Genomic DNA, 24,538 nt, shown 5'->3' with positions numbered 1-24,538 from the left:
GCCTGGACCACGCTAAGGATGCCACGATGCCGGCGCGCCCGCCTCCCTCGACCAAACTCAGCCTGCGGCTCGATTTCGTGCCCGGCGGCAGGCTAGGCCCCGGCAAGATCGAACTGCTTGAGGGGATTGCGAGTACGGGCTCCATTTCGGGCGCCGGCCGCGCCATGAAGATGTCCTATCGCCGCGCCTGGCTGCTTGTCGACGATCTCAATCGCATGTTCACGCAACCGCTGGTCGAAGCGCAGCCCGGCGGCGCCAAAGGCGGCGGCGCGAATCTGACGCCGCTCGGCCGCGACGTCGTCGCTCATTACCGCGCCATCGAAGCCGCGACGATCGCGGTCAATGCCGCCCATATCGATGCCCTGCGCGGCATGGTCGACGCACGGGAGACGTGCAGCGAACCCCTGCCTCTCTGATTGCATGCAATCGTGCTCAACTCTCGTCCGCCATGCGTGTGAAGGCTGGACGTGGCCGGTCGCCCTTGCTCAAATGCCGGCACTTTTTGAAGGCAGGATCATCATGGACAACCGAAACGACCTCTGGCGCCATGTCGACGCGAGCAAGCAGCGTCTCATCGAACTCAGCGACCGCGTCTGGGGGATGCCCGAAGTCTGCTACACCGAGCAGCGCTCCGTCGCCGAGCATGTCGCGGAGCTGAAGCATCAGGGCTTCCGGATCACCGAAAATGTCGCCGATATCCCGACCGCCGTGATCGGCGAGGCCGGCGAAGGCGGCCCTGTCATCGCGTTCCTCGGCGAATACGATGCCCTGCCCGGCCTGAGCCAGGAAGCCGGCGTCGCCGCGCATAGCGAGATCGAGTCGGGCGGCCACGGCCATGGCTGCGGCCACAACCTGCTCGGCTCGGCTGCGCTGCTCGCGGCGACCGCGATGAAGAACTGGCTCGCCGAAAACAAGATTCCAGGCCGCGTGCGCTATTACGGCTGCCCGGCCGAGGAAGGCGGCGCCGCCAAGGCCTTCATGGTCCGAGCCGGAGCCTTCGACGATGCCGATGTCGCCATCACCTGGCATCCGTCGAGCTTCTGGGAGGTCGCTCCGCCGCTGGCGCTCGCCAACACCCGCGCCGATTTCGTCTTCACCGGCCGCGCGGCCCATGCCGCTGCGAGCCCGCATCTCGGCCGCAGCGCGCTCGACGCCGTCGAACTGATGAATGTCGGCGTCAACTACATGCGGGAGCACATGCCCAGCGACGCCCGCGTGCACTACGCCCTGCTCGACACCGGCGGCATCGCTCCCAACGTCGTCCAGGCCCATGCCCGCGTCCGCTACTCGATCCGCGCGCGCGATCTGCGCGGCATGCTCGAACTCGTCCAGCGCGTGAAGAAGATCGCGGAAGGCGCTGCGTTGATGACCGAAACCAAGATGGAGATGCGCATCGTCAGCGCCGTCTCCGATCTGCTGGCCAATCCCCCCTTGGAACAGGCCCTGCATGGCATCATGGAAGAACTCGGCCCGCCGCATTTCGACGAGACGGACCGCGCTTTCGCCGAGGATATCCGCAAGACACTGTCGCCACAGGAGATCGCCTCGATCTGGCGCACCATCGGCATGGACGATACCGGCGCGCCGCTCGCAGACTTCATCGTGCCGCTCGATGCCAAGCGCAACCCGGCCATCGGCTCGACCGATGTCGGCGATGTCAGCTGGGCAGTGCCGACCGTTCAGGCCCATGCCCCGACCGTCGCGATCGGCACCCCCTTCCACACCTGGCAGATCGTGGCGCAGGGCAAGCAGCCAGCCGCTCACAAGGCGATGGTCCATGTCGCCAAGGCCATGGCGGCGGCGGGCGCCGCTGTCTTGTCGGACCCCGCTCTGATGGCTGCGGCCAAAGCCGACCACAAGAAGCGCCTCGGCAAGGAAGGCTACACCTCGCCGCTGCCTGCCGAGGTCAAGCCGCCGCTGACAATGTCGCTGGGCGGCTGAGGGGCGCAATACGCTCGAACCTAGCCGTCATCCCGGACAAGCCGCGCAGCGGCGCCGATCCGGGATCCATGCCTGAACGATGACAGCATGCGCTTCCGGAATGGATCCCGGGTCAAGCCCGGGACGACGGCGTGTTTCCGAGTGAAATCAGCACGCTCCCCGAGCTCCACGTCATCCCGGACAAGCCGCGCAGCGGTGCAGATCCGGGATCCGTCGAAGGGCGGCGAACTCTCCGATGGATCCCGGGTCTGCGCTGCGCTTGCCCGGGATGACGGCGAGGATCGACCGGAATTTACAGCGAATTCACCCACAACACCCGCGTCTGCCCCGCCGCCGCATTGGCGAAACGGTGCGGGCGCGAGGACAGGAACCTGAAGCTGTCGCCCTCCTGCAGCGTCCAGCTCTCGGCCTCCACGCTGAGCAGCATCGTGCCGCTCATGATCAGACCGGCCTCCTCGCCCTGATGGGTGTAGAGTTCGTCGCCGGTACTGGCGCCGGGCTCCATCTCGACCACGTAGAGATTGAGCTTCGAGCCCTCCGCATTCGGCGTCAGCAGCTGTTTGCGAATACCCGAGCGCCAGAGCTGCAACTCGCTGCGGCCGGCGCCCCTGACGATTGTCGCGGCCTGCTCGGATCTGGCATCGCCATTGCTGGGAAAGAGGTCGGCAAGACCGACACCGAGCGCGTCGGCAACGCCCGCCAGGACACGCAAGGTCGGCGAGGACAGCCCGCGCTCGATCTGGCTGAGGAAGCCGATCGACAGGTTGGTCTTGGCGCCCAGCTCCTCGAGAGACAGCGCGCGGCTGCGCCGGAGCTTGCGCAAGCCGGCACCGATCTCCTGGTCGACAGGCTGGTGCGGCGTCCCGTCTGCTGACACGCTCATGATGTCTCCTGCGCTGACGGTATTTCATGCACATGAAAATCGCTTGCGGGCAAGATCGTCCTATGCTCGTATCTTCACGCACATGAAAATCATGGTCGGACGCGCAGCACGCGCGCCGTAAGCGAGGGGATATCGCGATGGAACGTCGGACCTTCCTGTCCATGCTGGTCGGCAGCGCCATGGCCGCGGGCATCCTGCCCGCCCAGGCTCAGGCCGTGCTCAAGGTCGGCTCCACGCCGACGGGCAGCCCCTTCACCTTCCTGGACACCAAGACCAACACGATCGAGGGCGTGATGGTCGACCTGATCAAGGCGATCGCCGCAACCTCCGATTTCAAGGTCGAGGTCGAGGGCATGCCGTTTTCGACGCTGGTCGCCTCGCTGACCAGCAACAAGGTCGATATCGTCGCCGCAGCGATGTACATCACCCCGCCCCGCAAGGAGGTGATCGACTTCTCGGACCCGATCTACACCTATGGCGAAGGCCTGATCGTGCCGGCCACCGACACGAAGGACTACGTTACCTTCGAGGACATGAAGGGCATGACGATCGGCGTGCAGATCGGCACGGCCTATGTCGACGTGCTGCAGAAATCCAACCTGTTCTCTGAGGTCAAACTCTACAAGACGCTGCCCGACATTCTCGCCGACGTGAACGCGGGCCGTGTCCAGGCCGCCGTCTTCGACCTGCCGATCATCGGCTACAACCTGTCGCAGGGGCAGTTCCCCAAAGTCCGGATCGTCAAGTCCTACAAGCCTGTGATCTCCGGCTCTGTCGGCATCGGCGTGCGCAAGAGCGACGGCGAACTGCTGAAGAAGATCAATACCGGGCTCGCCAAGCTCAAGGCGGATGGCACGGTCGACAAGATCCTGGCCAAGTGGGGCCTCGTCTAAGCGCCAGCGCAACCGCGGATGAAGTGTGCCGTCATCCCGGACGCAGCAAAGCGGAGATCCGGGATCCATCGTAGAGCGCCAATTCTTGCAAGGACTTGGCCCATCAGATGGATCCCGGATCTGCGCCGCTTCGCGGCTTGTCCGGGATGACGGCCTGAATTCTGCAAGCCTCTTTTTCCACCGACCATCCACCGCCAGGACATCATGCAGACCTTCCTGCGCGACGCGACCCAGTTCCTGCCCCTGCTGCTCCAGGGGCTGAAGTTCACCCTGCTCGTCACGGTCGGGTCGCTCGCAATCTCGACCGTGCTCGGCGTAGGCTGGGCGCTGATGCGGGTCTCCGGCATCGGCTGGCTCTCGACCATCGCCAAAATCGTGGTCAACACGCTGCGCGGCATCCCGATCCTGGTGCAGCTATTCTACATCTATTTCGTGCTGCCCGAATTCGGCATTGCGCTCACGGCCCTGCAGGCAGCGATCATTGGCCTGGGCATTGCCTATTCGGCCTATCAATCGGAGAATTTCCGCGCCGGCATCGAGGCGATCGACCACGGTCAGGTTGAGGCGGCGCAGTCGATCGGCATGAGCTGGGGCATGACGATGCGCCGCGTGATCCTGCCCCAGGCGATCCGGATCGTGCTGCCACCCTACGGCAACATCATGGTGATGATGCTCAAGGATTCATCACAGGCCTCGACGATCACGGTGGCCGAGCTGACGCTGCAGGGCACACTGATCGCATCATCGACCTTCAAGAACATGACCGTCTATTCGCTCGTCGCCCTGCTCTACCTGGCCATGTGCCTGCCTCTGATGGGTTTCGTCAGCTGGCTCGAACGGCGCTTCGGCAAAGGAGCAAGGCGATGAGTCAAGCGACTGACCAAGCCACGAGTCACGCCATGATCGAGATCGCCGGCGTCACCAAGAGCTTCGGTGCCTTTCCCGTGCTCAAGGGCATCACCGCCAACGTGAACAAGGGCGAGGTCGTCTGCCTGATCGGCCCGTCAGGCTCGGGCAAATCGACCATCCTGCGCTGCATCAACGGCCTCGAATCCTATGATGGCGGCGCAGTCACCATCGACGGCACCCGCGTCGAACGCGACAAGCCGTCGATCATCGGCATTCGCACCGCCATGGCGATGGTGTTCCAGCGCTTCAATCTGTTCCCGCACCGCACGGCGCTCGAGAACGTGGTCGAAGGCCCGATCTTCGTGAAGAAGGAGCCAGCTGCGCAGGCGCGCGAGCGCGGCCGCGAACTGCTCGCGCGGGTCGGCCTAGGAGACAAGGTCGATGCCTATCCGGCCCAGCTCTCGGGCGGGCAGATGCAGCGTGTCGCGATCGCGCGGGCGCTCGCCATGCAGCCCAAGGCGATCCTGTTCGACGAGCCGACTTCGGCGCTCGACCCGGAACTCGTCGGCGAGGTCCTCTCGGTGATGAAGAGCCTCGCCGAGGATGGCATGACCATGCTCGTCGTCACCCATGAGATGGGCTTCGCGCGCGAGGTCGCCGACCGCGTGCTCTTCCTCGATGGCGGCGTCATCGTCGAGCAGGGCCCTGCCCGCGAGGTGCTCGGCGCACCAACCCATCCGCGCACCCAGGACTTCCTGCGGCGCGTGCTGCGCCCGATCTGAAGGAGGCCGTCATGGCCGAGCCATTCCCCCTGCAACCCTCGCTCTGGCATGCCACCGCGCCCGCCGCCGCGCCGACGCCGCCGCTCGCCACCGACAGCCGAGCCGATGTCTGCGTCATCGGCGCCGGCTATGCGGGCCTGTCGACAGCACTGCATCTGGCCGAGTCCGGCGTTTCGGTCATCGTGCTGGAAACGCATGAGCCCGGCTGGGGCGGCTCGGGCCGCAATGGCGGGCAGGTCATTCCCGGCATCAAATACGACCCCAGCGAGATCGTCGCGAAATTCGGGCCCGTCGCCGGCGAGGCGCTGATCCGATTCGTCAGCTCGACCGCCGATCTGGTCTTCGACCTGATCGGCAAGCACGCGATGGACGTGCCGCATAAGCGCGCCGGCTGGATTCAAGGTGCGCATTCGCCAGCCATGGTCGAGACCGTGAAGCGGCGCAGTGCGGAGTGGACGGGACGCGGCGTGGATGCATCATACCTGGATGCCGGCGCCGTTGCCCGGCTGCTGGGCACCGACCGCTATCTCGGCGGTTGGATCGATCGTCGCGCCGGCGCAGTGCAGCCGCTGGCCTATGCGCGCGGTCTCGCCAAGGCGGCTATCGCTGCCGGCGCAACCATCCATGGCGGCAGCAAGGTCGTCTCGCTGAAGCGCGAGGGCACAAGCTGGACGATCAAAACCGCACAGGGCGCGAGCGTCACCGCGCCGCGCGTCGTCGTCGCCACCAACGGCTATACCGGCGATCTGATCCCGAAACTGCGCCAGACCGTGATCCGGCCCAACTCCTTCATCGTCGCGACGCAGCCGCTCTCGGACAACCTCGCCGGCACCATCCTGCCGGAGGGCCAGGTCACCTCGGATACCAGGCAATTGCTGCTCTATTTCCGCAAGGACCACACCAACCGCCTGCTGATGGGCGGACGCGGCCCCTTCCGGGAGCCGCGCGACGCCTCAGACTGGGCTCATCTGGAGCGCGTCATCGGCAAGGTCTATCCGCAGGCCAAGGGCATCGGTTTCGATTTCCGCTGGTGCGGCCGCGTGGCGCTGACACGCGATTTCCTGCCGCATCTGCATGAGCCGGAACCCGGCCTGCTCGTCGACATCGGCTGCATGGGCCGCGGCGTCGGCCTGCAAAGCGCCATGGGCAAGGCGATGGCGGATTATCTGGTGACGGGCGACAAGAGCCGCCTGCCCTTCCCGGTCGTGCCGATCAAGCCGCTGCCGCTGCATGCGCTTAACGAACTCTATGTCTCGGCCATCATCGCCTGGTACCGCATGACCGATGGCGGCATGAAGGACAAGGCGGCCTGAGCGGGGAGCCCGGGTTCAAAGACACGGCGTCATCCTGAGCGCCCGAAGGGCGTCTCGGGATCCATCGGAGAGCGCCGAGCCCTCCGATGGATCCCGGAGCTGCACCGCTGCGCGGCTTGTCCAGGATGACGTAGCGGTTGGAATCGGCGTCAGCGCAGCCCGTCCTCGCCCTTGATCTCATGCTTCTGCAGGCCGCCGATACGAGGCAGCGGCCTGCCTGAATCCGTCACCGCGATCGCCACCAGGATTTCCCCGGCGCGCGGGGCATCGGTCACTCGCACCTCGACCGCGTCGAAATGCGAGCGCACGAAGGCCGCATCCTTGTGGCCGAGCGGCACATCGATCGGCGTGCCCAACCCGCCACGCTTCTTCGCAGACGGAATCAGCGCGGGTCCCTTGCCGAGCGCGGCGCGAACCGGCGTGCCGAGCTTGGGGTGCAGGATCGCAGCGGCGTGCTCCAACTCGCCGGCCTCGCCGACGATCGCAGCCTTGCCGAAGCTTTCGGCCTGCTCGGGCGCGATGCCAAGTGCCGCCAGGCAGCGCTTCGTCAGAAGATCGCCAAGCTCCACGCCGATCTCGGTCAGCTCCGACAGGTCCTGCTGATACCGGCCAGCGAAGGGATTGGCGATGACGGCACAGGCGACGGCGCGCCGCGTCGGCGGCGTCACCGGCTTGCCCATTTCGACAAGAGTTTCATCGACTTGCGTGAGGATCTTGCGGATATCGGCAGCCATGACTGTTCCCTTGTTCCGGATGGTCGGGCGCGGGCCTCAGCGCTGGCCGTCGCCAACGCTGATCTGGTCGGCGCGCAGGCCACCCACACGCTCGTGAATGCGCGCGCCGGTGGTCATCACCAGGATGAAGACGAGTTCGTCCGATTGGGGCGAGCCGGGCACGCCGATCTCGACCGCGCCGAAATGGCTGCGCACGTAAGACGCGTTGATATGCGTGACCGGGATATCGATGCGTGCACCGGGCCCCGCGACCTTCTTGGTCGAGGCCACGATCGCCTTGGCGTTGCCGAGGATTTCGCGCATCGCATAGCCGCCCGGGACATGCCAGAGCGCGCCATGCTCGAGCTCGCCAGCCGAGCCGACGATCGCGCCCTTGCCATAGCCCTCGACTGTCGCCGGATCGCCGCCAAGCGCTTTCAGGCAGCGGGTCGCCATGTCGAGCCCTGCCCCCTTCAGCGCCTCCATCATCGGCAGGATGTCGGGTTCGTAGCGCCCGGCATAGGGGTTGGTCAGCACGGCGCAGACCGAAGCGATGCGTTCGGTCCGCCCGGGAAGCGGTCCGAATTCGTGGAAGATCTCCTCGACGCTGGTCTGAACCCGGCGAATATCGATCAGGTCGGTCATGACAGGCCTCAATGTCCAACGACGATCGGCGCGGTGTTCGACGGCGGCGTCGAGCGCGAGCGGCCGGTGCGCACGATTCCGTCGATCATCACCATCCCGATGCCGGGAATGTCGCCGAACGACACCGCTTCGAGCAGGTCCTTGCCCGAGGAATGCTGGGGCTTGTCGAGGAAAACGAAATCGGCGGGCATGCCGACCGCGATCAACCCGGCATCGAGCTTGCGCGTTTTGGCGATATTGCCGGTCGCGAGACAGAAGGCCTGCTCGGCCGGGAGGTTACCGAGGCTCGACAGCAGCGTGATCATGCGCAGCACGCCATTGGGCTGGACGCCGGAACCGGCCGGCGCATCCGTACCGATCAGCAGATCGGCGAGCCGCCCGGCCTCCTGCGCGGCTTCCAGCGCCACGAGCGCCGAGCGTTCATTGCCGTTATGGACGACTTCGAGCGCGCCCTTCGCTTGCTCACACAGGATGCGAACATCGGCATGAGCAATCGATGTCGGCCCGCCATTGATGTGGCTGACAACATCGGGCTGGGCTTCGAGCACATCGTCCCGATCGACGAAATGCGAGCCGGCGATAGAGGGGCCGCCGGTGTGCATGATGGTTTCGAGCCCGATCTCGCGGCACCAATCGACGACGCGCTTCGCATCGCGCCCCTTCGCCACGGTGCCGAGACCGATCTCGCCGATATGGCGGATACCGTTCGCCTTCAATTCCTCGAAAAGCTCACGGCCGAAATCGAGCTCCGCGACAGGCGCGCCCGCGATCACCTTGGCGCCGGCCGGGCGGAAGTTCTGGAAGCAGCGCTGTGCCGTGATGGCGAGCGCCTTGACGCCGACGGCATCCTTCGGCCGCCCCGGCAGATGCACTTCGCCCGCCGAGACCAGCGTGGTGACACCGCCATTCACGCCCATCTCGATCCAGCCGAGTTGGTTCTGGCGCGGCGTCCAGTCACCGAAGACGGGATGGCAGTGGGAATCGATCAGCCCGGGCGAAACCGCCGAGCCCTTGGCATCGATCACCATGTCGGCCTGTTCGAGATCGAGTCCCGCTGCTTTCCCTATCGCGGAAATCCGCCCATCCACGACCACGATCGTGTCTGCGTCGAGGATCGGTCGGTCGAGATCGCCCGAGAGGACGAGGCCGAGATTGCGGATGACGAGCTTGCCCTTGGCCGGGCCCGCCACGACGTCGTGAGCCATCCGTTCCTCCAAAGCTTCGCGTCTTCAACCTGCTCGGGACAAGCAAGGATTGAACGTGTAATAACGATCATGGACAGCGTTTCGGCGGCTGGCAAGAGGCGCTTTGCGGAAAGCGGGCGTCGCGCGAAAAGCGGTAACGCGAAAGCGGTTGGAGACGATGATGAGCAGCGAGAACGATAGTGCCGAGCTCGCCTCCTCGCCGGACGGCAAGTCCGGTGCACGTTCACGCAAAGCAGCCGCGGCCCCGTCGATGCAACCTGCCTATGTCCTGGACGAGCAGGTCGGCTTCCTGATGCGCCGGGCGCAGCAGCGCCATATCACGATCTTCCAGCGCATCATGGGTGATGATGGCCCGACGCCGACCCAGTTCGCCGCAATGGTCAAACTCAGCGCAGGCGAAGAGATTTCGCAGAATCATCTCGGCCGGATGACCGCGATGGACCCTGCCACGATCAAGGGTGTCATCGCCCGGCTGGAGGAACGCGGCATGGTCGAGCGCCTGCCCGACCCCGACGATCAGCGCCGCGTCCGCGTCCGCCTCAGTCCGAAGGGACTGGCCGCTATTCCCGGCCTGATCGAAAAGGCCAAGGCGATCACTGCCGCCACACTCTCTCCCCTGTCGCGCGAAGAGGCCGAGCGCCTTCTCTCCTTGCTGGCGCGTCTGGATTGAGCGGGTCCCACATGCAAAATCCACTTGCGGTATTTTGTTTGTGTACTAACAATAATGCACAGGAGTTCTGCACCGCCTCCGCATGATCACGCGGAGGACGGCACCGACACCGGGAGCCACGATGACAAACGACAACATCATCACCACGGATGTCGTGATTGTGGGGGCGGGTCCGTGCGGGTTGTTTGCGGTGTTCGAGCTGGGCCTGCTCGACATCCGGGCGCATCTGGTCGACATCCTGCCCAAGGTCGGCGGGCAGTGCGCCGAGCTTTATCCGGAAAAGCCGATCTACGACATTCCCGGTTTCCCCGTCGTCACCGGCCAGGGCCTGGTCGACAACCTGATCGAGCAGATCAAGCCGTTCGGCCCGACCTTCCATCTCAACCAGATGATCCAGGCGCTGGAGCCGACCGGCACGGCCGAGGCCCCGCGCTTCCGCGTCGTGACCGACGCCGGCACCGTCTTCGACACCAAGACCGTGTTGATCGCCGCCGGCGGCGGCTCGTTCCAGCCCAAGAAGCCGCCGATCCCCGGCATCGATGCCTATGAGGGCAAGTCCGGCGGCGGAGCTGGGGTCTTCTATGCCGTACGCAAGATGGAGGCGTTTCGCGGTCGCGACGTGCTGATCGTCGGCGGCGGCGATTCCGCGCTCGACTGGACCTTGAACCTGCAGCCGATCGCGCGCCGCGTCACGCTGATGCATCGCCGCGACGATTTCCGCGCCGCCCCCCATTCGGTCGAGCAGATGCGCGCGCTGGTCGCGTCAGGCCAGATGGACATGAAGCTCGGCCAGGTCACCGGCCTCCGAGGCGAGGGCGCGACGCTCGAAGCCGCGATCTGCCGCGATGCTGCGGGCGAGACCTTCGAGATCGCCTGCGATACGCTGCTGCCCTTCTTCGGCCTGACCATGAAGCTCGGCCCGATCGCCGATTGGGGCCTCAACCTCAACGAGAACCTGATCCCGGCCGATACCGAGAAATTCGAGACCTCGACACCGGGCATCTTCGCCATCGGCGACATCAACACCTATCCCGGCAAGCTCAAGCTCATCCTCTCGGGCTTCCACGAGGCCGCGCTCGCCGCCCAGAAGGTCCATCGCTACGTCTATCCCGACAAGCGCCTGACCTTCCAGTACACGACCTCCTCGACATCCCTCCAGAAAAAGCTCGGGGTCGCCTGATGCATGTGCGCGTCGTCGATCGCGAAGGCGAGGAACGCGAGCTTGAAGCGCTCGAAGGCTGGCGGCTGATGGAAATCATCCGCGACTGGGGCCTGCCGATCAAGGCCGAATGCGGCGGCGCCTGTGCCTGCGCCACCTGCCATGTCTATGTCGCGCAGGACTGGGTCGAGAAATTGCATCCGCCGCGCGAAGACGAGTTGGACCGCCTCGACGAAGCCTATGATGTGCGTCCTAATTCGCGTCTCGCCTGCCAGATCCTGTTCTCGCCGGAACTCGACGGGCTGACCGTCGTACTGGCGCCCGAGCTGGCCTGAGCGACCCCGCCGACAAGGAGCCGAAGCAGTGCCGCGCTATCTTCGACCCCGAACTCTCGATGAAGCCCTCGCGCTCAGGGCGGACACCGCCGCCGGGGCACCGCTGACCCTTCTGGCGGGTGGCACCGACGTCTACCCGGTCCGGACCCAGCGCTCCGCCTGGTTCGAGGCCTATAGCCGCGATGTGCTGGATCTCAGCCTCATCCCCGAACTGGGCGGCATCACCCGCGAAGCAAGCGGCATCCGGCTGGGTGCCATGGCGACATGGAGCGCCATCGCCGAAGCAGAACTGCCCACCGGTTTTGCGATGCTGAAGCAGGCAAGCCGCCAGGTCGGCGGCGTCCAGATCCAGAACCGCGGTACAGTCGGGGGCAATCTCTGCAATGCCTCACCTGCAGCGGATGGCGTGCCCCCCTTGCTGGCGCTGGATGCGGAAGTCGAACTCGCCAGTGGGCGCGGCCGCCGTCGCCTGAAACTGGCCGATTTCGTGCTCGGCAATCGCAAGACGGCCCTGGCGCCCGATGAATTGCTGGTCGCCGTGCATATTCCGGCGCAGCCGGAACAGGCCCGCTCGACCTTCCTGAAGCTCGGCGCGCGCGCTTATCTCGTGATCTCGATCGCCTCCGTCGCAGCCATGGTCGCGCTCGACGGCCAGGGCCGGATCGACGACGCCCGGATCGCGCTCGGCGCCTGCTCGGCCGCGCCGCAACGGCTGCACGCCTTGGAACAACGCCTGACCGGCCAGGCCGCTTCGCCAGTGCTGGCAGCCGACATCTCCGCCGCCGATCTCGCGTCGCTCGCGCCGATCGACGATGTCCGCGCCAGCACCGCCTATCGTCGCGAGGCCGCGCTCGTGCTGGTGCGCCGGGCGCTGTCGGAGCTATTCTCATCGCCGCTGGAAGTCGCCGCATGAACGTGCATGACCGCTCCACCTTGACGACCGACCCGCTGCGCCAGGGCTGCATCAGCTTTCGCCTGAATGGCAGCGACGTAGCCCTCCGCGACGCAGCCGATACGCGCCTCAGCGAGGCGCTGCGCACCAGCCTTGGCGCCACGGGAACCAAGGTCGGCTGCGACGCCGGCGATTGCGGAGCCTGCACCGTGCTGATCGACAAGGCGCAGGCCTGTGCCTGCCTCGTCCCGATCGGCCAGCTCGAAGGCCGTGATGTCACGACGGTGGAAGGACTGGCCGATGACGCGCTGGGGGCGGCCCTGCAGCGGGCTTTCCACGCCCATGGCGCGGCACAATGCGGCATCTGCACGCCCGGCATGCTGATGGCGGGTTACGACCTGCTGCAACGAAACCCGCAGCCGAGCGAGCGCGAGACGCTCGACGCGCTGGGGGGCGTGCTCTGCCGCTGCACCGGCTATCTCAAGATCGTCGAGGCCGTGCGCGGAGCGCACAGCCACCTCGCGAACGCGCTTCCCATTGCGCCAGCGCCCGACGGCGCTTCGATCGGAAGCCGCATCGCCCGCCTCGACGGAGAGCCCAAGGTGGCCGGAACCGAAATTTATGGTGCCGACACCGCTCCCGATGGCGCTCTCTGGCTACGTGCCTTGCGCTCGCCTCATCCCCGTGCGCGCTTCACGCTCGGCGATCTCGACGCCTTCGTCGCGGCGCGGCCCGGCCTTGTCCGGATTTTCACGGCCGGCGACGTGCCGGGCGAGAACTCCTTCGGCATCTACCCGCATCTCAAGGACCAGCCGGTCTTCTCGACCGGCGAGACCCGCTATCGCGGCGAATGCGTGCTCGCCATTGTCGGCGAGAGAGCGGCAGTCGAAGCCGTGCGCGCGGACGAGTTGCCGATCGTCTGGGAGAAGCTCGCCCCGATGATCGGCCCGAAGGCGGCGCTGGGCGAGGACGCCTTTGCCCTGCATGATTTCGCGCCCGACAATGTCTTGACGCGGGGCCGGGTCGAGCGCGGCGACGTCGAGGCCGGCTTTGCCGGTGCAGCCCACATCGCCTCGGGCGCCTTCGAGACCGGCTTCGTCGAGCATGCCTATATCGAGCCCGAGGCCGGCTATGCCCGGCGCATCGGCGACACGATCGAGATCTTCGCCTGCACCCAGGCGCCCTATATGGACCGCGACGAGGTCGCGCGAGTGCTCGGCTTAGGCCTGGACGATGTCCGGATCATCCCCTCCGCCTGTGGTGGCGGCTTTGGCGGCAAGCTCGACGTCTCGCTCCAACCGATGCTGGCGGTCGCGGCCTGGTTGCTGGACCGGCCTGTGCGCTGCGTCTTCGGGCGGATCGAGTCGATGATCTCCTCGACTAAGCGCCACCCTTCGACGATCCAGGCGAAGGCGGCCTGCGATAGCGATGGTCGGCTCGTCGCCTATGCGATGGACGGCGATTTCGACACCGGTGCCTACTCCTCCTGGGGTCCTACGGTCGCGGGCCGGGTCCCGGTCCATGCGACCGGCCCCTATAAGGTGCCCAATGTCCGCAACCTCTCCTGCGCGATCTACACCAATGGCCCGCCCTCGGGCGCTTTTCGCGGCTTCGGCGTCCCCCAGGCCGCGATCGCGCAGGAAACCCTGTTCGATGATCTGGCCGAAGCGACAGGGCTGGACCGGCTTGAATTCCGCCTTCTCAACGCCATCCGGGCCGGCGACACGACGCCGTGCGGGCAGGTGCTGGAGGCAAGCGCCGGATTGGCCGAATGTCTCGAGGCGCTGAAACCGCATTGGCAGGCCCTGCTCGCAGAGGCAGCCGCGTTCAACGCGGGCGAAGGCCGCACGCGGCGCGGCGTCGGCGTCGGCTGCATGTGGTACGGCATCGGCAATACCGGGATGTCGAACCCCTCGACCATGCGGATCACGCTGGCGAAGGATGGGCGGCTGACCTTCTGGAACGGCGCGGTCGATATCGGCCAGGGCTCGACCACGGTGCTGACGCAGATCGCCGCCGATGCGCTGGGCGTGCCGGTCGAACAGTTCGAACTGGTCATCGGCGACACCTTCAAGACTTTCGACGCCGGCAAGACCTCCGCCTCGCGCCAGACCTTCGTTTCGGGCAAGGCCTCGGAACGGGCGGCCGGCGCCCTTCGAGCCGAGATCCTGCGGCTGACCAATGCCGGCCCGGCAGCGCGTCTGACCCTCATGGGACCTGAACTGCTGGTCGAGGAGCGCGGGGTCACGACGCGCATCGACCTTTCCGCCCTCCCCGCCAGGGCGGACGGAACCGTGCTGGAAGGCGTGGGCTCCTTCGACCCACCGACCGTGCCGCTCGACGAAAAGGGCCAGGGCATCCCCTATGCCACCTATGGCTTTGCGGCGCAGATCGCTTCGCTCGACGTCGATCTCGACCTCGGCACGATCAAGCTCAACCGCATCGTCGCCGCCCATGATGTCGGCAAGGCGATCAATCCGATGCTGGTCGAGGGCCAGATCCATGGCGGGATCGCGCAGGGTATCGGGCTCGCGCTGCTGGAGGAGTACCTGCCCGGCCGCACCGAAAACCTGCATGATTATCTGATCCCGACCACCGGTGACGTGCCGCCGATCGACATCATCCTGATCGAGGATGCCGAGCCGCTGGGGCCATCGGGCGCCAAGGGGATCGGCGAGCCGGCTCTGGTGCCGACCGCACCGGCGATCCTCGGCGCGATCCGGCACGCAACCGGCGTCACGCCGCGCCAGGTGCCCGTGCTGCCACATCGGCTGTGGGAGCTGCTGCGGGAGCAAGACTCGAAAACCAAACACAGCCCTCATCCTGAGGAGGTCGCGCCCGCGGCCGTCTCGAAGGATGCTCCACAGGGCGTTGGACCATCCTTCGAGACGCAGGCTTCGCCTGCTCCTCAGGATGAGGGCTCGCGTGAGGGCGCGGCAACCTCCGCACTGGCCGAGCGCTCGCGCAAGTTCGGCGCCTCGGAAGGTGTCGACGGCATTGTCCGCTGCGACGCCTGCCCGGTGCTGTGCCGGATCAGGCCCGGCCGCGCCGGCGCCTGCTCGCGCTATGCCAATGACAACGGCCTGCTGGTGCGCACCGATCCGGTCGTGCTGCTGGCGCAGGCGGTCGAAGGCGGCAGCCATGTCGTGCCCTTCGCGGAAAATGCCGAGGATTGGGACGGCAAGATCCTGCCGGCAAACCGCGCATTCGTGACCGGCATCGGCTCGGGCACGACTTATCCCGACTACAAGCCGGCCCCGTTCATCGTCTCCTCGCAGCATGACGGCGTCGACACGGTCACGGTCGTGACCGAGGGCATCTTTTCCTATTGCGGCGTCAAGGTGAAGATCGACACCGATCGTCATCTCGGCCCGGAGACGGCCGCCGTGCGCGCGAATGGCGAGCAGGTCGGCCATGTCACGACCGCCGAATACGGCTCGCAGATGCTCTCGCTCGGCGGCGTTCGCCACCTCACCGGCGGTTCCAAGAAAGAGGGCAACGCCACCTGCGACACGATGCTGAAGCTCAGCAATGGCGAGGCGGTGGAACTGACGATCGACGGCGGTCATGGCGTCATCGTTCAGGCCGGCCAGGCCCCCATCGTCGACGGCAAGCCGGAGACGCGCATGCGCGTCGGCTGCGGCTCTGCGACGGTCGGTATCTTCGCCCGGCAATGGCTTGGCCATGTCGATGAGGTCATCGTCGTCGACGATCACATCACCGGCGTGCTGACCGAGCATCAGGCCGGCCGCGTGCTCGACATGCGCCCCGCCGGCATCCGCGTGCGCGGGCGCAAATCGACGCCGGGCCGCTATTTCCAGGTAGCCGAACCCGGCCTCGGCTGGGGCGGCACCGACATCACGGAACCGCTCTCGATCATCCAGAAGATCGATGCAGGCCTGGCCTGGCCAGGCATGCGCCTGCTGATGACCTCGACCACCGGCGAGGATTCGCTTTACTGCGTGCTCGACGAGAATCTTTTGCCGGTCGAAGCCGAGATGCCGGCCGCAGTGCGACAGGTGGTCGAACGCATCGGCGAGAACTGCGAACCGTCCTTGTGCACCGTGACCTTCATGGCCGGTGCGGGCGGTTCGTTGAGAGCAGGCGTCACCGAAAACCCCGTGCTGCTGACGCGTTCCGTGCAGGCCGGCACGACGCGGGTGACCATGGGCGGCGCGCCGGTCTATGTCTGGCCGGGTGGTGGAATCACCGTGATGGTCGACGTTCTCCGCATGCCCAGAAACGCATTCGGCTATGTGCCGACGCCGGCCATCGTTGCTCCGATCGAGTTTACTTTGCCACGGGAACTCTACCTGGCCTCGGGCGGCCATGCCGACGAGATCGTTCCGATCGAGGAGGTGCTGCGCGCGCATGGCGGGCAGGCCCGGATAGAGACCGGTTTCGCGGACAATCCGTGGCCGCTGCGCCGCGATAGCGGCTAATCTGCAGCCCACATGTCCCTGAGCACGATGCCGACTTTCCTTCGTCACAGCGCTGCGCTCTAGAGTGGCCGCTCTCGCAGGCGGACACGACATGAAAACCCACCGGAGCGCGCGCTTGAGCGGCGGCCGCCTGCATCTGCAGGAAGGTCCGATCGATCTGGTGATCGCCGCCTTTGGTGGCCCGCGACAGGTCCAGCGCGCTTATGGCGCAGCCGAAGAACGCTTCACGGGACTTCTGACCGAACTCACGCGCGAGCTGCGCCTGCTGCGCCAACCGCTCGACCATCAGCCCCCCTCGCTCAAGGGCGCCACGGCGCAGCAGATGGCCAGGGCCTGCTGGCCGTTCCGGAGCAGCTATATCACCCCGATGGCGGCCGTCGCGGGCGCCGTCGCCGACACCATCCTCTCAGCGATGATCGCGCACGAGCCCGGCCTGGAGCGCGCCTATGTCAATAATGGCGGCGACATCGCCATCCATCTGACGGCCGACCACCCGCTCGACATCGGTGTCGTGCCCTCGCTGGCAATGGCGCGACCGGAGGGCTTCCTGCGGCTCGATGCGAAGAGCCCGGTGCGCGGCATCGCCACCAGCGGGCGCCATGGCCGCTCCTTCTCGCTGGGCATTGCCGATGCGGTCACCGTGCTGGCGCGCAGCGCGGCCGAAGCCGACGCCGCCGCGACCGTCATCGCCAATGCAGTGACTGTCGAGGACACCGTGATCATCCGCAGGCCGGCACGCGATCTCGATCCCGACAGCGACCTGAGGGGTTTGGCCGTGACTGTCGATGTGGGGCCTTTGTCGCCGCAGGCGGTGGCGGAAGCGCTCGACAATGGCGTCAGGCGCGCCGACGCGCTCTTGAAAGAAGGCCTGATCGAAGGCGCGTTGCTGGCGCTTGCCAAAGAATGGCGCAGTGTCGGCGGAGCGATCCTCCCCCGTCATGGTCGGGCTTGACCCGACCATCTCAGGCAGAAGCAGCGTCCTTTCGCGAGAGTTTCTCGGGTCTGCGCTTCGCGCCGCCCGAGAATGACGCTGCTCAGACAGACAAATATTGCGACCTGACCGCCTCGTTCGCCTTCAGCTCATCCATCGTGCCGGTGAAGCGGATCATGCCTTTCTCGATGATCGCGGCGCGGTCGGCGACATTGCCGGCGAAATGCAGGTTCTGCTCCGAGATCAGCACGCTCAGCCCCTCGCCTTTCAGCGCCAGGATGGTCCTGGCCATCTCCTCGACGATAACGGGCGCCAGCCCTTCCGAGGGTTCATCCAGCAGGACGAGCTTGGGATTGCCCATCAGCGTGCGCGCGATGGTGAGCATCTGCTGTTCGCCGCCCGACATCGCGCCGCCCGGCCGGTCGCGCATGCGCCCAAGATTGGGAAAGAGCGCGAAGAGCCGCTCCGGCGTCCAATGCGGCACGTCGGCGCGCGGCGGTCGCTGCGCCACTGACAGGTTTTCCATCACGCTGAGTTCGGAGAAGACACGCCGATCCTCCGGCACATAGCCGATGCCCATGCGCGCGATCTCGAACGGCTCGCGACCATCCACCCGTTGATCCTCGAACGACACCGTCCCCCCGGCCGGCGGCACCAGGCCCATGATCGCCTTCATGGTGGTGGATTTGCCCGCACCATTGCGGCCCATCAAGGCCAGAACCTCGCCGCGACTCATCGAGAAGCTCAAGCCCTGCAGGATATGCGCGCGGCCGTAATAGGCATCGAGCGCCGTGATTTCGAGCATCATACGACCACCTTGAGCAGGCTCTCGCACCACGCCGTCATTCCGGGGCGATGCGCAGCATCGAGCCCGGAACCCAGAACCGCGGAACTCGATCCGGATGACGCAGCGCCGGTAGCCTTCGTTGCCGCGAGCCTCGGCGGTTCTGGGTTCCGGGCTCGCGCCTGCGGCACGCCCCGGAATGACGGCGCGGCTTTGCTTGCAACGATCACGTCAATGCCCTCCCGAAGTGGCGCCGGAGCCGAGATAGACCGCGCGCACATTTGGGTCGCGCCGCACCTCCTCGGCCGTGCCATGGGCGATCAGCAGGCCACGATCGAGCACGATGACACTGTCGGAATGGGTGAAGACGACATCCATGTCGTGCTCGGTGAAAAGCACCGCGATGCCCTTTGCGGCGGCGATCTCCGCCGTCAGCGCCATCAGCTCGATACGCTCGCGCGGCGCCATTCCAGCGGTCGGCTCGTCCATCAGCAAGAGCTTGGGTTGATTGGCGAGCGCGACCGCGAGCTCGACGCGCTTGAGATCGCCATAGGCCAGCACCCCGCAGGCGCGCTCCGCCTGCTCGACCATGCCGACCTGCGCCAGCAAGGCATCGGCAGCCGCCTTGTGCCGATCGCGCGCCCGGCCGAAGGGGCTCCAGATTTCGCCGGCATGCGAGATCAGCGCCATCTGGACGTTCTCGCGCACCGTCATCGAGGTGAAGGTCGCGGTGATCTGGAAGGTGCGCCCCACCCCCATCCGCCAGACGGCGCGGGGCTTCATGCCGGTGATCGGGCGGCCGCCAAGCAGCACCTCGCCCTTGTCCGGCCTGAGCTGGCCATTGAGCATGTTGAAGCAAGTCGTTTTGCCGGCTCCGTTGGGACCGATCAGCGCCAGCATGGTCCCGGCCTCGACCGAAAAGGAGACACCGTCGACCGCGCGCACGCCGCCGAAGGATTTTGCGAGGTCGCGTACAACGAGGACTGGGTCTCCGGCCATAGCGGGAGCCCTGCTCTGCTGGAGAACCACGCTCATCGGCCGCCCTCCGCTGCGAGCCTGGCTGTCGCTGCGGCTTCAGGCCGCCTGCACCAGCGCTCGACCAGCAGGAGCGAGCCGCCCACCAGCCCGCGCGGAAATAGGATGACCAGCAGAACGATCGACAGTCCCAGCCCGAAGCGCCAGTACATCGTCGCCTTCATCAATTGCTCGCTCAGGCCGGCATAGGCGAAGGCGCCGATGATCGGGCCCGATACGGTCTGGACACCACCGAGCAGCACCATCAGCAGCGCATCGACCGAGCGCGGGATCGCCATATAGGTCGGGAAGACCGAGCCCTTCGAAAAGGCGAAGAGCGCGCCGGCAATACCGGCGGCGAAAGCCGCGACGATGAAGGCGACCCATTGGATGCGCATGACATCGAGCCCGATCGCCTCTGCCCGCAATGGATTGTCGCGCGCCGCGCGCAGCCCATAGCCGAGCGGCGAAAAGATCGTCAGGCGCAGCGCCACGATCGAAACGGCGCAGACGCCGAGCGTCAGATAGAAATAGGCGGTCTTCGACGATGCCCAGGCCGAGGGCCAGACGCCGAGAATGCCGTTGTCGCCGCCGGTCAGCTCGACCCACTGGAACGCCGTCGCCCAGGCGATCTGGGCAAAGGCGAGCGTCAGCATGGCCAGATAGACACCCGACAGCCGAACGCAGAACCAGCCGAAGACGACGCCTGCGATGCCCGCCAGGAAGGGCGCGAAGACGAGCGCCGGCTCCATCGGCGCGCCCAGCCATTTGACGGCGAGCGCCGCGCCATAAGCGCCGAGCCCGAAATAGGCGGCGTGCCCGAACGAGGCCATCCCGCCCGGCCCCATCATGAAATGCAGGCTGGCGGCAAACAGCGCGAAAATGATCAGCTCGGTCAGCGTCGACAGGAGATAGTCGGGCGCGAAGATCGGCGTGAGCGCCAGCAATGCCAGGGCGAGCAGGCCCGCGAGCTTCGTCAGCCTGTCGGCGGGCAGCAGCAGGGGCTCGGCTGGCCCATGGCCGCGCGCATGGCCGACGGGCGCCCGGCCCATCAAGCCATAGGGCTTCACCACCAGCACCACCGCCATCACCAGGAAGACCAGAACCAGCGTGATCTTGGGAAAGATCAGGATGCCGAAGGCATGGAGGATGCCGATCAGAACGGCGGCAAGGTAGGCGCCCGTCACGCTGCCGAGACCGCCGACGACGACCACGACGAAGGCCTCCGAGATCATGGCGAGGTCCATATGCAGGTTCACCGCCTCGCGCGGCAGCTGCAATGCGCCACCAAGCCCGGCCAGCATCGAGCCGAAAGCGAAGACCGAGGTGAAAAGCAGGCGCTGATTGACGCCGAGCGCTCCGACCATCTCGCGATCCTGCGTTGCGGCGCGGACCAGCGTACCCCAGCGCGTCTTCTGGAACAGGAACCAGAGCAGGCCGAGCACGAGCGGCCCGACCGCGATCAGGAAGAGCTCATAGGTCGGGAAACGGTTGTCGAACAGGATGACGAAGCTCTTGAAGCCCGGCGCGCGCGGCCCGAGCTTGTCTTCCGGCCCCCAGGTCGCCAGCGCCAGATCCTGCAGCATCAGCACGACGCCGAAGGTCGCGAGCAGCTGGAACAGCTCCGGTGCCTGATAGATCCGGCGCAAGATCAGCACCTCGATCAGCACGCCTGCCAGCCCGACCAGCAGCGCCGCCAGGAGCACGCCGCCCCAGAACCCGAACGTATCGGCAGGCCCGAGATAACTCACCAGCGTCCAGGCGAGATAGGCTCCCAGCATATAGAGCGAGCCATGCGCGAAATTCACGATCCGCGTGACGCCGAAGATGATCGACAGCCCCGAAGCGACGAGGAAGAGCGACGAGGCCGAAGCCAGCCCGTTCAATGTCTGCGTGAGGATGAGATCGATCATGAGGAAACCGCCTGGGGCCAAAGCTCAGCCGTCATCCGGGGCGCAGCGCAGCGAACGCCCTGGATCCATCTTGGAGCTCCACAGCCCTCCGATCGATCCCGGAGCGGCGCAGCTGACGCTGCCTGTCCGGGATGACGGAGGTTCATGTTCGAGCAGGCAGGGCCGCTACCCTGCCGGGCGAAGCTTCTTCACCTCGGCATCATCAGGCAGATATTTGGCGCCGTCGCGATAGGTCCAGTCGACCATCGTGCCCTTGCCGTCCTTCACCGCCGTCTTGCCGACATAGGCTCCGAGCGTCGACTGGTGGTCGATGGCGCGATATTCGGCCGAACCGAAGGCGGAGGGGAATTTCAGCCCTTCCAGAGCATCGACCAGCTTCTCGGTATCCGTTGATCCTGCCTTGGCGAGCGCGGCGGCGATCGAGTTCATCGTGTCGAAGCCGACGACGGAACCCAACCTTGGATAGTCGTTGTATTTCGCCTTGTAGGCATCCCGGAATTTCACGTGCTCGGGCGTCTGGATATCGGCATGGGGGTAGCCGGTGACGATCCATCCCACGGGAGCCTCTGCGCCGAGCGGATCGAGATATTCAGGTTCGCCGGTCAGCATGGACACGACCGACCGGCCCTCGAACAGACCGCGCGTATTGCCCTGGCGCACGAAGTTCGAGAGATCTGCGCCGAAGGTCACGTTGAAGATCGCATCGGGCTTGGAGGCCTCCAGCGCCTGCACGGTGGCGCCGGCATCGATGCGGCCCAGCGCCGGGAACTGTTCCGCCACGAATTCGACGTCGGGCTTCGCCTTCTTCAGCAGCTCCTTGAACCAGCGAACGCCGGACTGGCCGTATTCGTAGTTCGGCGCCACCAGCGCCCATTTCTTGGCCGGAAGCTTCGCCGCTTCCTCCACGAGCATGGCGGCCTGCATATAGGTCGAGGGCCGCAGCCGGAAGGTGTAGCGGTTGCCGTTCGCCCAGACGACCGCGTCCGACAATGGCTCGGATGCGACATAGAGCTTCTTGTTCTGCTTGGCGAAATCAGCGATCGCAAGACCGACATTCGACAGGAAGCCACCCGAGAGCAGGTCGACCTTCTCGGCATTGACCAGGTCGCCGGCGTGGCGGACGGCATCTTCGGGCTTGCCGCCATCGTCGCGGAAAATCGTCTCGATCTTGCGCCCCATCACACCGCCGGCCGCGTTGATCTGCTCCAGCGCCAGTTCCCAGCCCTGGCGGTAGGGCTTCAGGAAGGCGGGCTGGGCCGTATAGCTGTTGATCTCGCCCACCTTGATCGGGCCGGCGCCCTGCGCCCGCACGAGGGACGGCGCGGCGATCGCAGCCATGGAGGCCACACCCAGAAAACTCCGACGGTCGATCGTCATCCCGATTCCCCATGTCAGGCCCGTTGGCGGTACGCCCCGGTGCTCTTGGACAGATGTCGCATGCCGGAGACTTTGCGTCAGCCGGCAAATTCATTTGTGTACCTACGAATTTGAAGAGCCCTAAATTGCTTGTCAATGCCTAAAAACATGCAGGCCGGAACCGGATTTTCGTGCCGTTTTTGCGTGATTTCGCCCGTTTCGGCCGTGATTGGGCGGGAAGCGCCAGCCGTCGCCTGCTCAAGAAAGCGACATGCTCAAAATTAGGACAAGAGTGCTGCCCTTTTATGCTTGTGACGAGGGCAGGCCCACCCTATGTATCTTGCACCGTAGCAGCGATGCTGCGTCGCCCTCCTTGGGCGTTTCCTCCCTAGACTTGGGCTGCGCTCACGCGCGGCCCTTTTTTCTTGGGAGCCATGCTTTTCTTGAAGCGATGCCTGCGCAATGCGCCAAGGCACGTGATGAGCCGGTTCAATCCGGAACTAGCGCGAGAACCTCACCGGTACCGCCAATGCGATGGTCCCGCCGCCAAGCCCGTCCGGTGGCGCCGGCACGGGGCTGGCGCGGCGGATCATCGAGACCGCCTCTTCATCCAGCGCGGCATCTCCCGAGCCGCGCACGAGGCGGGCCGACAACACCCGGCCGGACCGGTCGATGCTGAAGGCTACCTGCACCGTGCCGGGGCTCGCCCCGCCGGGGAAGCGCTTGTAACGGTTGAGATGCGCGATCAGGGTGCCGCGCCAGCTCGCTGACGAGGCCGGAGAGGCGGAAGATGCGCCCGACCGGGGCGCTGCCGCGGTCGGAGCTGCCTGAGCCTGCGCTGTGGGCGCCGTGGTCTGCTCTGCGCGCGGCTTGTCGGGATTGACCGGCTTGCGGCGCTCGACCACGCGCGGCTTCGGCGGCGGCTTGCGCTTGACGACCTCAGGCTTCGGCTTGGGTTGCGGCGGCGGCGGAGGACTGAGCACGGCAGCGGCATCGGGAAGCGACGGCAGCTCTGGAATCTTGATCTCCGGCTCCGGCAACGCCACAGGTTCCGGCTCTTCGATCGGCGGCGGCTCGATCGGCTTGGGCTGCTCGATCGGTTCCGGTGGAGGCTCGGGCTGGGCCTCGACCATTTCGGGCCCGGGCGCGACCTCCTGGGCCGGCGCTTCCGGCGCGACCGCGATTGGGGCAAGCTCTATCATCACGGCGGCCGGCGGCGCGCCCATGGCAGCCTCCGCCCGCTGCCAGGTCACGATCACCCAGCCCGCGCCGGCATGGACGCCGGCCACGACCAGCGCCGCCAGCCCCCAGCGCAACATCGCGGGCCACAGCCGCGAGCCGATGCTTTGCGCGCGCGTACTCACGGCTTGGGACCTGTCGCAGGCGCCGGGCTCTGCCCGGTATCCTCGAGCCCGACGAGCGCGATCTTGAGATAGCCGGCATTGCGCAGGAGGTTCATCACATCCATCAGCTCGCGATAGGCCACGGCTCCATCGGCGCGGAGGAAGACGCGCTGCTCGCGATCATTGTTGGTCTGACGGTCGAGCGTCGCCTGCAAGGCCTCGCGCGGCACGCCGTCATTGCCCAGAGCCAGCGAGAGATCGCCTTTGACCGTCAGGAATACGGGCGTGTCCGGACGCGGCTGCGGTTGCGCATTCGACACCGGCAGGTCGACCGCGACATCCACGGTTGAGAGCGGGGCTGCGACCATGAAGATGATCAGCAGCACCAGGATCACGTCGATGAAGGGCGTGACATTGATGTCGCTGACCTCGCTGAGATCGCCGTCCTGCGGGTCCTTGAGCGATACGGCCATGA

Annotated in this window: 22 protein-coding genes and 1 pseudogene; 13 read left to right on the top strand and 10 right to left on the bottom strand. The window is 66.1% G+C overall.

Annotated elements, in window-relative coordinates:
* The first annotated feature begins 26 nt into the window (after nt 1-26).
* On the top strand, nt 27-416 hold the full coding sequence (locus C4S73_RS04960; protein ID WP_103871391.1) for a winged helix-turn-helix domain-containing protein: 390 nt from the start codon (nt 27-29) through the stop codon (nt 414-416).
* Nucleotides 417-519: 103 nt separating this feature from the next.
* The gene (locus tag C4S73_RS04955; protein WP_103871823.1) at nt 520-1,941 is read left to right on the top strand and encodes a M20 family metallopeptidase; all 1,422 of its coding nucleotides are present in this window, start codon (nt 520-522) and stop codon (nt 1,939-1,941) included.
* Nucleotides 1,942-2,233: 292 nt separating this feature from the next.
* Here C4S73_RS04955 and C4S73_RS04950 read toward each other — a convergent pair whose 3' ends face one another.
* Nucleotides 2,234-2,824 (bottom strand): helix-turn-helix domain-containing protein, encoded by a 591-nt coding sequence (locus tag C4S73_RS04950; RefSeq protein ID WP_103871390.1) that lies wholly within the window; start codon nt 2,822-2,824, stop codon nt 2,234-2,236.
* Nucleotides 2,825-2,961: 137 nt separating this feature from the next.
* Between C4S73_RS04950 and C4S73_RS04945 the strand changes: the two genes are divergently transcribed.
* From C4S73_RS04945 to C4S73_RS04930, 4 genes are all read left to right on the top strand, one after another.
* Nucleotides 2,962-3,717 (top strand): ABC transporter substrate-binding protein, encoded by a 756-nt coding sequence (locus C4S73_RS04945; protein WP_103871389.1) that lies wholly within the window; start codon nt 2,962-2,964, stop codon nt 3,715-3,717.
* Nucleotides 3,718-3,921: 204 nt separating this feature from the next.
* The gene (locus tag C4S73_RS04940; protein ID WP_103871388.1) at nt 3,922-4,584 is read left to right on the top strand and encodes an amino acid ABC transporter permease; all 663 of its coding nucleotides are present in this window, start codon (nt 3,922-3,924) and stop codon (nt 4,582-4,584) included.
* A gap of 32 nt (nt 4,585-4,616) precedes the next feature.
* Nucleotides 4,617-5,348 (top strand): amino acid ABC transporter ATP-binding protein, encoded by a 732-nt coding sequence (locus tag C4S73_RS04935; protein ID WP_103871387.1) that lies wholly within the window; start codon nt 4,617-4,619, stop codon nt 5,346-5,348.
* Between the two features lie 11 nt (nt 5,349-5,359).
* On the top strand, nt 5,360-6,661 hold the full coding sequence (locus tag C4S73_RS04930) for an NAD(P)/FAD-dependent oxidoreductase (protein WP_103871386.1): 1,302 nt from the start codon (nt 5,360-5,362) through the stop codon (nt 6,659-6,661).
* Nucleotides 6,662-6,810: 149 nt separating this feature from the next.
* Here the strand turns inward: C4S73_RS04930 and C4S73_RS04925 are convergent, their stop codons facing one another.
* The 3 genes from C4S73_RS04925 to C4S73_RS04915 are packed head-to-tail and all read right to left on the bottom strand — an operon-like array spanning nt 6,811 to nt 9,224.
* Complete coding sequence (locus C4S73_RS04925) at nt 6,811-7,395, bottom strand: amino acid synthesis family protein (RefSeq protein WP_103871385.1); 585 nt, start codon at nt 7,393-7,395, stop codon at nt 6,811-6,813.
* Nucleotides 7,396-7,431: 36 nt separating this feature from the next.
* Nucleotides 7,432-8,019, bottom strand: a complete 588-nt coding sequence (locus C4S73_RS04920) for an amino acid synthesis family protein (protein WP_200827931.1) — start codon at nt 8,017-8,019, stop codon at nt 7,432-7,434.
* A gap of 8 nt (nt 8,020-8,027) precedes the next feature.
* Complete coding sequence (locus C4S73_RS04915; RefSeq protein ID WP_103871384.1) at nt 8,028-9,224, bottom strand: amidohydrolase family protein; 1,197 nt, start codon at nt 9,222-9,224, stop codon at nt 8,028-8,030.
* Nucleotides 9,225-9,384: 160 nt separating this feature from the next.
* Between C4S73_RS04915 and C4S73_RS04910 the strand changes: the two genes are divergently transcribed.
* The 7 genes and pseudogenes from C4S73_RS04910 to C4S73_RS04880 all read left to right on the top strand — a co-directional run bounded on the left by C4S73_RS04910 (nt 9,385) and on the right by C4S73_RS04880 (nt 17,674).
* Nucleotides 9,385-9,894, top strand: a complete 510-nt coding sequence (locus C4S73_RS04910; RefSeq protein ID WP_200827930.1) for a MarR family winged helix-turn-helix transcriptional regulator — start codon at nt 9,385-9,387, stop codon at nt 9,892-9,894.
* A gap of 121 nt (nt 9,895-10,015) precedes the next feature.
* Nucleotides 10,016-11,074 (top strand): NAD(P)/FAD-dependent oxidoreductase, encoded by a 1,059-nt coding sequence (locus C4S73_RS04905; RefSeq protein WP_103871383.1) that lies wholly within the window; start codon nt 10,016-10,018, stop codon nt 11,072-11,074.
* The gene (locus tag C4S73_RS04900; protein ID WP_103871382.1) at nt 11,074-11,388 is read left to right on the top strand and encodes a 2Fe-2S iron-sulfur cluster-binding protein; all 315 of its coding nucleotides are present in this window, start codon (nt 11,074-11,076) and stop codon (nt 11,386-11,388) included. Before C4S73_RS04905 ends, C4S73_RS04900 begins: the two co-directional genes overlap by 1 nt.
* 28 nt (nt 11,389-11,416) lie before the next feature.
* Nucleotides 11,417-12,301 (top strand): FAD binding domain-containing protein, encoded by an 885-nt coding sequence (locus tag C4S73_RS04895; protein ID WP_103871381.1) that lies wholly within the window; start codon nt 11,417-11,419, stop codon nt 12,299-12,301.
* A pseudogene (locus C4S73_RS04890) lies at nt 12,298-14,877 on the top strand (molybdopterin-dependent oxidoreductase); the annotation flags it as partial. The gene C4S73_RS04895 and the pseudogene C4S73_RS04890, both read left to right, overlap by 4 nt.
* Nucleotides 14,878-15,228: 351 nt before the next feature.
* Entirely contained in the window at nt 15,229-16,722 is a 1,494-nt protein-coding gene (locus C4S73_RS04885; protein ID WP_103871820.1) for a 6-hydroxynicotinate reductase, read from the top strand.
* Between the two features lie 91 nt (nt 16,723-16,813).
* Complete coding sequence (locus C4S73_RS04880) at nt 16,814-17,674, top strand: UPF0280 family protein (protein ID WP_103871380.1); 861 nt, start codon at nt 16,814-16,816, stop codon at nt 17,672-17,674.
* Nucleotides 17,675-17,756: 82 nt separating this feature from the next.
* Here the strand turns inward: C4S73_RS04880 and C4S73_RS04875 are convergent, their stop codons facing one another.
* From C4S73_RS04875 to exbD, 6 genes are all read right to left on the bottom strand, one after another.
* A complete protein-coding gene (locus C4S73_RS04875; RefSeq protein WP_200827929.1) occupies nt 17,757-18,461 on the bottom strand; it encodes an ABC transporter ATP-binding protein in 705 nt (234 codons plus the stop codon).
* 207 nt (nt 18,462-18,668) lie between these two features.
* A complete protein-coding gene (locus C4S73_RS04870) occupies nt 18,669-19,472 on the bottom strand; it encodes an ABC transporter ATP-binding protein (RefSeq protein WP_244595441.1) in 804 nt (267 codons plus the stop codon).
* On the bottom strand, nt 19,469-21,364 hold the full coding sequence (locus tag C4S73_RS04865) for an ABC transporter permease (protein WP_103871378.1): 1,896 nt from the start codon (nt 21,362-21,364) through the stop codon (nt 19,469-19,471). Before C4S73_RS04865 ends, C4S73_RS04870 begins: the two co-directional genes overlap by 4 nt.
* 165 nt (nt 21,365-21,529) lie before the next feature.
* Nucleotides 21,530-22,741: an ABC transporter substrate-binding protein gene (locus tag C4S73_RS04860; RefSeq protein ID WP_103871377.1), complete on the bottom strand. Its 1,212-nt coding sequence runs from the start codon at nt 22,739-22,741 to the stop codon at nt 21,530-21,532.
* Between the two features lie 479 nt (nt 22,742-23,220).
* A complete protein-coding gene (locus C4S73_RS04855; RefSeq protein WP_244595440.1) occupies nt 23,221-24,084 on the bottom strand; it encodes an energy transducer TonB family protein in 864 nt (287 codons plus the stop codon).
* Nucleotides 24,081-24,536, bottom strand: a complete 456-nt coding sequence (gene exbD / locus C4S73_RS04850) for a TonB system transport protein ExbD (protein ID WP_103871375.1) — start codon at nt 24,534-24,536, stop codon at nt 24,081-24,083. The genes C4S73_RS04855 and exbD overlap by 4 nt, the downstream gene beginning before the upstream one ends.
* Between the last annotated feature and the right edge of the window lie 2 nt (nt 24,537-24,538).

Source organism: Allobosea lathyri (genome assembly GCF_900108245.1).
Classification (GTDB): Bacteria; Pseudomonadota; Alphaproteobacteria; order Rhizobiales; family Beijerinckiaceae; genus Allobosea; species Allobosea lathyri.
The sequence above is the reverse complement of the archived record's forward strand: the minus strand, read 5'-3'. Positions and strand labels throughout refer to the sequence as shown.

Bases quoted from the DNA above. Each gene is read 5' to 3' on its own strand.
- C4S73_RS04945 (WP_103871389.1), top strand. From the start codon at position 2,962: ATGGAACGTCGGACCTTCCTGTCCATGCTGGTCGGCAGCGCCATGGCC.
- C4S73_RS04880 (WP_103871380.1), top strand. From the start codon at position 16,814: ATGAAAACCCACCGGAGCGCGCGCTTGAGCGGCGGCCGCCTGCATCTG.
- C4S73_RS04865 (WP_103871378.1), bottom strand. From the start codon at position 21,364: ATGATCGATCTCATCCTCACGCAGACATTGAACGGGCTGGCTTCGGCC.
- C4S73_RS04930 (WP_103871386.1), top strand. From the start codon at position 5,360: ATGGCCGAGCCATTCCCCCTGCAACCCTCGCTCTGGCATGCCACCGCG.
- C4S73_RS04915 (WP_103871384.1), bottom strand. From the start codon at position 9,224: ATGGCTCACGACGTCGTGGCGGGCCCGGCCAAGGGCAAGCTCGTCATC.
- C4S73_RS04920 (WP_200827931.1), bottom strand. From the start codon at position 8,019: ATGACCGACCTGATCGATATTCGCCGGGTTCAGACCAGCGTCGAGGAG.
- C4S73_RS04955 (WP_103871823.1), top strand. From the start codon at position 520: ATGGACAACCGAAACGACCTCTGGCGCCATGTCGACGCGAGCAAGCAG.
- C4S73_RS04905 (WP_103871383.1), top strand. From the start codon at position 10,016: ATGACAAACGACAACATCATCACCACGGATGTCGTGATTGTGGGGGCG.
- C4S73_RS04900 (WP_103871382.1), top strand. From the start codon at position 11,074: ATGCATGTGCGCGTCGTCGATCGCGAAGGCGAGGAACGCGAGCTTGAA.
- C4S73_RS04935 (WP_103871387.1), top strand. From the start codon at position 4,617: ATGATCGAGATCGCCGGCGTCACCAAGAGCTTCGGTGCCTTTCCCGTG.
- C4S73_RS04925 (WP_103871385.1), bottom strand. From the start codon at position 7,395: ATGGCTGCCGATATCCGCAAGATCCTCACGCAAGTCGATGAAACTCTT.
- C4S73_RS04910 (WP_200827930.1), top strand. From the start codon at position 9,385: ATGAGCAGCGAGAACGATAGTGCCGAGCTCGCCTCCTCGCCGGACGGC.
- C4S73_RS04960 (WP_103871391.1), top strand. From the start codon at position 27: ATGCCGGCGCGCCCGCCTCCCTCGACCAAACTCAGCCTGCGGCTCGAT.
- C4S73_RS04860 (WP_103871377.1), bottom strand. From the start codon at position 22,741: ATGACGATCGACCGTCGGAGTTTTCTGGGTGTGGCCTCCATGGCTGCG.
- exbD (WP_103871375.1), bottom strand. From the start codon at position 24,536: ATGGCCGTATCGCTCAAGGACCCGCAGGACGGCGATCTCAGCGAGGTC.
- C4S73_RS04875 (WP_200827929.1), bottom strand. From the start codon at position 18,461: ATGATGCTCGAAATCACGGCGCTCGATGCCTATTACGGCCGCGCGCAT.
- C4S73_RS04870 (WP_244595441.1), bottom strand. From the start codon at position 19,472: ATGAGCGTGGTTCTCCAGCAGAGCAGGGCTCCCGCTATGGCCGGAGAC.
- C4S73_RS04950 (WP_103871390.1), bottom strand. From the start codon at position 2,824: ATGAGCGTGTCAGCAGACGGGACGCCGCACCAGCCTGTCGACCAGGAG.
- C4S73_RS04940 (WP_103871388.1), top strand. From the start codon at position 3,922: ATGCAGACCTTCCTGCGCGACGCGACCCAGTTCCTGCCCCTGCTGCTC.